The following is an 8032-nucleotide window of genomic DNA, read 5'->3' as shown; positions in this document are numbered from 1 at the left end:
GGCTACGGCACTGATGACCACCTCATCACCATCAGCTACCTGATCTGCGCCAACCTCAGGCATCTACCGAAGAATCCCTGGCTCGACCCCGATCAACAGACCGCGGCCTGAAGGTCAACCACACGGATCGAGAGAGAGCCCCTTATGGCCAATGCGTGAGAAACGTTCCCGGAACACGAAGTGCCGATCCTGTAGCCGCAAACGGGCATCTTTCCCTACAACAAAAGGAGGATTCTCTTTCGATCCCGTCGGCGTAGGCTTGCTCATGGGCACTGGCAGCAATCCTAGACGGTGCCATACGTCGGCTGGTAAGGAGACCGCCCCATGTCTGTTCTTACGCTCGCACTCCGGGCTCGGCCATGACCGGGCTTGTCGAAGCACTTCGCGGCAAGAGGGTCGAGCCGATCGATGTCGATCCCGACATACCCGTCGCAATTGACCTGATGCCAGACCCCGGCGAACCCGACGAAGCCCGGAAGGTCATCCCCGTTGCCCTGAGCGATGGCGAGGTCGCGGTCACCTGTCCCAAGTGGGGCCGGGGCGTGGACGATGACACCGCCCAGGCATTTGTCCTCCTCCCGGGTGGAGATCCCGAACAACCCGACCCGCTTTCCATCAGCGACAGCGTCAGGCTCGGCGATTTCGTTGGCGATCTGGAAATGCGTCTGGATCTCGCGCCATTGAATGTTGCCAACGGAGACGACCGGGCGTTCGATCTCTACGTCGCGCAGGGCAGCGTTATAAGTGATCCGTACGTGTCCCGCGTCTACAGGTTTCGGGTCGACAAGCGCCCGCCGGGCGGCGACGCGGTTCCTGCGCTCCGCTTCGCCCAGGACGTCGTCGATGACGGCGTGACGTCGGACAAGCTTTCCGTCGACAGCGATGGCAACGAATACCTCTCATCCGCCGTCGTTCCGTATCTCTACAAGGCGCGCGGAGATCTCATACGGGCATTCATCGATGGTGCGCCGGTTGGCGCGCCGGTAGAGGTCGTGGACATCCTCGAGCCGGAAGAGGAGCTGCCCTTCCCGCGCGTGGCGCTTGAGGCGGCCGGCAACGGCGCTCATGTTTTTACCTGCCAGATCACCGACCGCGCAGGCAACGTGTCCGCCATGTCCCTTCCGGTGATCCTGACCGTACGCTTCACTGATATGCCCGGCGGGGGCGATCCGCTGGCGAGGGCGAAGTGGGTCGAAGGCCCCGCCGGGGGAGCACCGGAGCAGATCGATTACGACAAGGCGGTCAGCGGCGGCGGCACTCCCGTGCGTATCTACGAATACGCCAACATGGCTTCCGGCGACCGGATCCATGTCGTGTTCCAGGGATACGACGACACACGGCCACCGCCGGTCGGCCAGCCGATTCCCGAGTCGGCCTACACGCTCGACTACGACGTTGTTCCGACGGACCTCGATCCCCGGCAGGACGATACCGCCGAGCCTCCTGTCGACGCCGTATTCATCAACATCCTTATTCCCACCCGATACCTATTGCCGATCACCTACGGTCGCGCCCATTTCGACTATACGGTGACCAACGACAAGGGCACCGGCATCGCCGAACAGGCATGGATCTACGTAGCGACGCGCCACTGACGATATTCACCTGCACACACCCTATCGCAAGGAGAGCGATCATGGATTACAGCGACTTCCGCACCAGCGCCGCCCCGCTACCCACCCCGCGCATCCCCGACGCCGACGACGGCGGGCTGGGCTACGACGAGATCCTGCGCGATCCGGAGCGCAACGTGCTGGCCCTGGTCGGCCCCTGGGATGGCTTCGAGGACGGCGATACCGTCGCCATCCTCGTCAACAACCGCATCTTCGGCCAGGCGCCGGCCTCGGCCGCCGACAAGGACACGACCGTCGATGTCCTGATCCCGGCACGGAATTTCGCACCCCTGGCCGATGGCTCCTACGAGGCCTTCGCCCGGGTTACCAACCAACTGGGCATACCCGTCACCTCACCCGCCCCCGTGGCGCTCTACCTCAAGCTGTCGCTGCCCGGCGGCCCGGATCCGGTCGCCGATACGCCTTACCGCAACGAGAACCTTGCGCCGCCGGCGGTCGACCCGGCCATCATCGATCCGGATACCTCCGCCGCACGCGTCACCATTGCGCCCTGGCAGAACAAGGCCGCCGGCGACCGGCTCATCCTGCGCTGGGGCTTGGCCGGCAACGAGCAGGAGGTCACCGTGGCGGCGGGCGAGGAGAGTCAGCCTTACACCTTCACCGTCGAGCGCGCGATGATCGATGCCGGCGGCTTCGGCAGCGGGATCAACGTCAATTACCAGGTCTACGACCAGGTCCAGAACTGGTCGCTGTGGTCGCCGCCGACGCTGGTGGCGGCCGACGATCCCGGCGCGCTGGATCCGCCCTGGGTGGATCCCACCGTGGGCGATGCAGGCGAGGTCATCGACCTGACCCAGCTGGGCAGCGCCGATGCCAGGGCCGAGGTCTTTAACCTGGTGCGCGATGACGTGGTCACCGTCCATCTGGACGGGCTTACCGCCGAGGGCACCGCCAGCCATCACGATACGCCGCCGCAGACCGCCCTCGCCACCGGCCGGCCGCTGATCTTCACCCTGCCCAACGCGCTCTTCGCGCCCCTGGCCCAGGGCACCTGCGCCATCGGCTATACCATAAAACGCGGTCAGGACACTCTCGCTTCGGCGCCGCGCCGGCTGAGCGTGACCGGCCAGTTGCAACGCCTGGAAGCGCCTTACGTGGCCGAGGCGATCGGTGACGTGCTCGATCCGGGGAGCGTGCCCAACGGGGCCCACGCCATGGTCAAGGCCAATCCGCTGATCGTGCCGGGCAGCCGCGTCAGCCTGGAGATGTATGGCACCACCACCGGCGGCACGCCCGTGGGGCATGAGGATGGCCGCGACATCGGCGCAAGCACGCCGTTTCCGCTGCCCTTTGTCGTGCCGGCGAACAAGATCGCCGCCTTGAGCGGCAGCCAGGCCACCTTCGCCTACGCGGTGGACACCTTCGATGCCGAGCTCGGCCGCCGCGTGCGCCGGAGCCTGCGGCCCAATGCGCTCTACCCCTCGCCGGCGACGACCTACCGGATCGCCGGCGCCACCCAGAACCTGCCGCCGCCGAGCGTGCCCCAGGCCGAGGGCGACCGGCTGGATCCGGCGCGCATCGACGACTTCGTGGGGGCACAGGTCGATGTCCGCTGGACCACCATGGCGGCCAACGACCGGGTCACCTTGACCTGGACGGGCACGACATCGCCCCAGGTTTATACCGACACCCTCACCGTGCGCGATACCACCCGCGGGGTCAGCTTCTTCGTGCCCAAGACCCCGTACGTCACCGCCAACGACGGTGGCGAGGTCACCGTGCAATACACCGTGGCCTTTGCCAGTGGCGGTTCGGATCGCTCCGAGGGGCGCGTGCTGCAGATGGGGGCCGAGGCCGAACTCGAGGTGCCCACGTTGGATCGCGTCATCGATGATAGGGGCAATGAGGTCCTCGAAGGCAGTACCGTCGTGACGGCCACGGTTGACCTGCAGGGCACGGCGGAGAAGGGCCGGGACGTGGCCATTTACGACGGCAGCGGGTCAAGCGCGGTGTTGAAGGGTACGGCGACGGCCGATCCGGTCAGCGGCACGTGGGACCTCCTCGGTATCGCCGTGGCGGCAGGCGGCCACCGTTTCTACGCGAAGTCGCTGTATCACGCGGACGACGTGTACTCGAACGTATGGCTGTTTACCGTTGCTGCGCTTGTGTCCGGATATGAGGACTTCGAGAACGCTACACCCGTCGTCTTCCAGCTCAACGCGCCCGTGGCCTTGGCTTCAGGGCTCACGATAGAAATATTGGCGATGGGAATCCCGCAAAATCCGTCGCGCATTGCTCAGACTGCGCAAGTCGCCTTCGGGCGCGGCGCTCTGGCTTGCGGTAATCATTCGATCCTCGAGTTTAGATTTAACGGTAACTTCACCGAGGTCGAATTCGATGTGGACTTTATTCACGGCGGCGGTCACACGGTTACTTATGTTGATGCGAAAAATAGTCCCATCGAAATGGTGCGATTGCCGTACAGCGGCAGCTTCAATCCCACTCGTGTTAGCTTTTCTGCGCCCATAGGTCAGCTCATTGCGGGATTTAGAATACATGCGGTTTTTGAGCCAGTGGGAGACAACGGATTCTTGATGGACCATATCAGATGGAGCTCATAGGCTTATTGGCGTGACGGACTCACGAGCCGGTGGTAGATGCCCCTATCGCCAAACTCGGGGCCAACCTTCTCCGCCGCGACGACGAGGGCCGAATAAGCAGATCCGTATCAGGTCAGGCGACTCATCTCACTGAGACACGGAGTCCGGCAGACGCCGGACTCGAATGTGTCGCCGGCCGCAACATCTTTGCAATGCCCACGCCATGCCCCGGTTACCTCCCGCCCCGAGACTGACAACCCGGGACAACCCGGGACAACCCGGGACAACCCGGGAACCGATGCCATGGCGAAGCTCACCTGCCGCAGCGCCTTCATCTCCGACGTGCACCTCGGCACGCCCGATTGCAAGGCCGAATCGCCCCAGGTTTGAACTGACCCCCAGAAGTTGGACGGTCGCGAGCGCGCTGTGCGCCTGGTGCAGGAGCATCGCGGAGAGTGCCCATCGCCGTGGGCTGCGGTGGAATCGATAGCGCCGAAGATCGGCTGCGTGCCGCAGACCTTGCTGGACTGGCTTCAGCGGCACGAGGTCGACACTGGCGTTCGCGATGGCGTGACCACGGCCGAGGCACCGCGGATGAAGGAGCTGGAGCGAGGTCAAGGAGCTGCACCGGACCAACGAGATACTGAAGCTGGCGAGTGCTTTTTCGCCCAGGCGGAGCTCGACCGCCGACTCAAGTCTTGAGGGACTTCATCGACGCCCATCGAAGCACCTTCGGGGTTGAGCGGGATATCGGCGGCATGCGGCGCTTGGACGAGCGCCAAGCTGGCGTTGTGCTCGTGCTAAGCGCGACGCGATGCTGGTGCCTGAGATTGAACGGGTCTGGCACGGTAACCTGCAAGTCTACGGTGCCGACAAGATCTGGAAGCAGCTGGCACGGGAGGGGATAACCGTGGCACGTTGCACCGTCGAGCGCTTGATGCGGCGACAAGGCTTGCGTGGCGTCATGCGCGGCAACGATAACGCGCTCGCTGAAACCCGGGGCGATTCAGTTATTTCACGAGGCGGATTGGGCTCGCCGTGTATGCGGCAACCCTCACGTCGTTGGTCAGCAGCGCAATGCCCTCGACCGTCGCCTGAGCGATAAGGAGGCGGTCGAATGGATCCTTGTGATGGTCGGGCAGATTGGCAACGGCTGCCGCGTGAGCGCTGCTGATGGCCAGTTCTATATAGCCGTTGTCCAGCAACCCCCGGCGGAACAAGTGCGGATCTACCTTGAAGTCCGGTTTGCCGAGCGCGTTCTTGATGGCTACTTCCCAGACACTGGCCGCGCTGAAAAATAATTCGTTGCTCTCATCCTCGATCAGCTGGCGTGATTCAGGCGACAGCGCGTCGCTCGGACCCACGTTCTCACTGGATACTGACGTCCACAGCAGCAAATGCGTGTCCAGCAGTAACTTCATGCCTCACCGCCAAACATGTCGGCGATTTCCTCGCTGCCCAGCGCGTTGAACGCCTGCACGCTTGGCACGACGACCTGCCCGGCAAGGAATCCAATCCGTTTCTTCCTGGCGGGTGTCGGCGTATCGATGGAAACGATCCGAACCATCGGCTTGCCGGCCTTGGCAATGACCACCGACTCGCCGTGAGCCGCCTTCTCGACCAGTCGTGAGAGGTGGGTTTTGGCTTCGTGGATGTTGACGACAGTGGTCATCGCGATTTACTCGACTTAGCTAGACGGACTTAGTCTATCACGGCCCCACGGCGGCCTTTGCCTCCGGGAGGATGGACCGGGTCCACATCACATATTGGGCGGCGGACGGATGCAGCCCGTCATTGACAAGCATGCCGGGTTTTGCCCCCGCATCTCGCGAGGTTGCCGTCACGTCCACCCAGCGTGTCCGCATCCGCAGGGTTTCGTCGTGGGCGATGGCGTTGAACGTGTCGATGTCGCGGCCTATTGCTTCGCGGTCGCGCCCCTCCGCAAACGTGGTCACGCCCCAGTCCGGAATGGAGATGACCACCACGCGTCGCGGATCGCTGGCCAGTTCCACGGCGCGCAGGAGCAGTTCGCGAAACTGCTCGCGGTACTCGGTGGCTGGCCGCCCGCGGTACTGGTTGTTCACGCCGATCAGCAGCGTGACCAGACCGTAACCCGGACTCAGTGCGCCAGCATCCATCGCCGACGAGAGCTCGTCGGTGGTCCAGCCGGTGGTAGCGACGATGCGCGGCGCGTCGACGGCGATGCCTCGTTCGCGCAGCCGCGCGGCGAGCTGCACGGGCCAGCGGCCTTCTTCCGCGACGCCTTCGCCGATCGTGTACGAGTCGCCCAGGGCGAGGAACGTGGTCGCTCCCATGGATCAGGCCACCGCGCTGGCGGCCGGTGCCGCTTCCGCGGCCATGCGGCCGAGCACGCGGTCGATGCGCACGAACACGTCGGCCAGTTGCGCGAGCTCGGGCAGCAGGGTGAGGCGCAGGTGCCGGCTAGCGGACAGGTTGAAGCTGGTCCCCGGCACCACGAGCACGCTTTCCTCCTCGAGCAGGCGCAGGGCGAAGGCAGTGTCATCGAAGGATGCGATGGCCTCCGCGCGCACCTGCGGAAACGCGTAGATGGCGCCGCCCGGCGTCACCACGTCGAGGAACGGGCTCGCCGCCACGCCCTCGAGGACGATCCGTCGGGCCTCGTGCAAGCGACCGCCGGGCGAGGTGAGTTCGCCGATCGTCGGCTTGTCGAGCAGCGCAGGTCGCACGGCCCACTGGGCGGTGACGTTCGCGCACAGGCGAAGCGCGGCGAGCAGTTGCAGCGCGTCGCGGTACTCGGCAGTACGGCGCGGATCGCCGGAAAGGCTCATCCAGCCTACGCGATAGCCGCAGGCGCGATGCACCTTCGACAGGCCGCCGAAGCTCACGCAAGGATGATCGTCCGCGATGGCCGCGAGCGGCTGAAACGGCACGCCGTCGTACAGGATCTCGTCGTAGATCTCGTCGCAGAGCAGGAGCAGGCCGTGCCGCCGCGCAACCTCCACGATGCGTTCAAGCAAGGCCTTGGGATACACCGCGCCGGTGGGATTGTTCGGGTTGATGAGGACCAGTGCACGCGTGCGCGGTCCCACCAGGGCGTCGATCTCATCCGGATCCGGCAGGTGGCCGTTCGGGGCGAGGCAACGGTAGTAGCGCGGGCTGCCATCGTTGAGGATGGTGGCAGCGCTCCATAGCGGATAGTCCGGACTGGGCAGCAGTACCTCGTCGCCCGGCTGAAGCAGCGCGCGCAGCGAGATATCGATGAGTTCACTCACGCCGTTGCCGATGAAGACGCGTTCCACGTCCGCACGGGTGGCGCCGCGCAGCCGCTGCTGGGCGACGATGGCTTCGCGGGCCTCTTCCAGGCCCTGTTCGTGCCCGTAAGCCTCGCTGTCGACCAGGTGCGCGCCGATGGCTTCGCGCAGGTGCGGCGGGGTGGTGAACCCATAGCGACCGGGGTTGCCGATATTGAGCTTGATGATCGCCTGGCCGGCCGCTTCCATATCGCGTGCACGGCGGGTAAGGGCACCGCGGATTTCGTAACGTACTTCCGTCAGGTGGGCGCTGGGCTTGATCGGTGACACGTGCTGCGTCCGGTGGCTGCGCCGGGGCGATGCCGGCAGTCGTGGTCCGATCCTAGCAGCGTCCGTGGATTGCGGGCAGGCTGTTGCGTTGTATCTGATGCCTCCTCATGGTGCCGCCGTTACCGCCGAGGCGCCCGCAATCGCCGCCGGCAGTTGCACCCCGCGCAGACCGCGCTTGCCCTGGCCGTTCGCATCGATGGCGGTCGCGCTCTGGATACGCAGGCGCAGGGCGACGGTGGTGCCCTCGCTTGTCCAGGCGAGTAGGTGGGTGCTGTCGTCGCCGCGTTCGCGCCGT

7 protein-coding genes, 1 pseudogene and 1 other annotated feature are annotated in these 8032 nt (G+C 65.0%); of the genes and pseudogenes, 3 read left to right on the top strand and 5 right to left on the bottom strand.

Annotation, left to right across the window (positions count from 1 at the left end):
- Window positions 1–359: 359 nt before the first annotated feature.
- The 3 genes and pseudogenes from VGM71_RS13185 to VGM71_RS13175 all read left to right on the top strand — a co-directional run.
- Window positions 360–1595, top strand: coding sequence for a hypothetical protein (locus tag VGM71_RS13185; RefSeq protein ID WP_331545859.1), 1236 nt, complete (start codon window positions 360–362; stop codon window positions 1593–1595).
- Window positions 1596–1636: 41 nt separating this feature from the next.
- Complete coding sequence (locus VGM71_RS13180) at window positions 1637–4195, top strand: hypothetical protein (protein ID WP_331545857.1); 2559 nt, start codon at window positions 1637–1639, stop codon at window positions 4193–4195.
- 384 nt (window positions 4196–4579) lie between these two features.
- Window positions 4580–5147: pseudogene (locus VGM71_RS13175) on the top strand (IS3 family transposase); the annotation flags it as partial.
- Window positions 4832–4955, top strand: a sequence feature (AL1L pseudoknot). Its footprint overlaps the pseudogene before it by 124 nt.
- A gap of 37 nt (window positions 5148–5184) precedes the next feature.
- Here VGM71_RS13175 and VGM71_RS13170 read toward each other — a convergent pair.
- The 5 genes from VGM71_RS13170 to VGM71_RS13150 form a co-directional block, all read right to left on the bottom strand.
- Window positions 5185–5595: a type II toxin-antitoxin system VapC family toxin gene (locus VGM71_RS13170; protein WP_331545855.1), complete on the bottom strand. Its 411-nt coding sequence runs from the start codon at window positions 5593–5595 to the stop codon at window positions 5185–5187.
- Window positions 5592–5846: a type II toxin-antitoxin system prevent-host-death family antitoxin gene (locus VGM71_RS13165; RefSeq protein ID WP_331545853.1), complete on the bottom strand. Its 255-nt coding sequence runs from the start codon at window positions 5844–5846 to the stop codon at window positions 5592–5594. Before VGM71_RS13165 ends, VGM71_RS13170 begins: the two co-directional genes overlap by 4 nt.
- Before the next feature lie 37 nt (window positions 5847–5883).
- Complete coding sequence (locus VGM71_RS13160; protein ID WP_331545851.1) at window positions 5884–6489, bottom strand: SGNH/GDSL hydrolase family protein; 606 nt, start codon at window positions 6487–6489, stop codon at window positions 5884–5886.
- Between the two features lie 3 nt (window positions 6490–6492).
- Window positions 6493–7737, bottom strand: coding sequence for an aminotransferase class I/II-fold pyridoxal phosphate-dependent enzyme (locus VGM71_RS13155; protein ID WP_331545849.1), 1245 nt, complete (start codon window positions 7735–7737; stop codon window positions 6493–6495).
- 105 nt (window positions 7738–7842) lie between these two features.
- On the bottom strand, window positions 7843–8032 hold a 190-nt coding region (locus tag VGM71_RS13150; protein WP_331541707.1), incomplete at its 5' end, for a hypothetical protein.

Origin of the sequence: Luteibacter sp. (assembly GCF_036499525.1) — a bacterium.
GTDB lineage: Bacteria > Pseudomonadota > Gammaproteobacteria > Xanthomonadales > Rhodanobacteraceae > Luteibacter.
The sequence above is the reverse complement of the archived record's forward strand: the minus strand, read 5'-3'. Positions and strand labels throughout refer to the sequence as shown.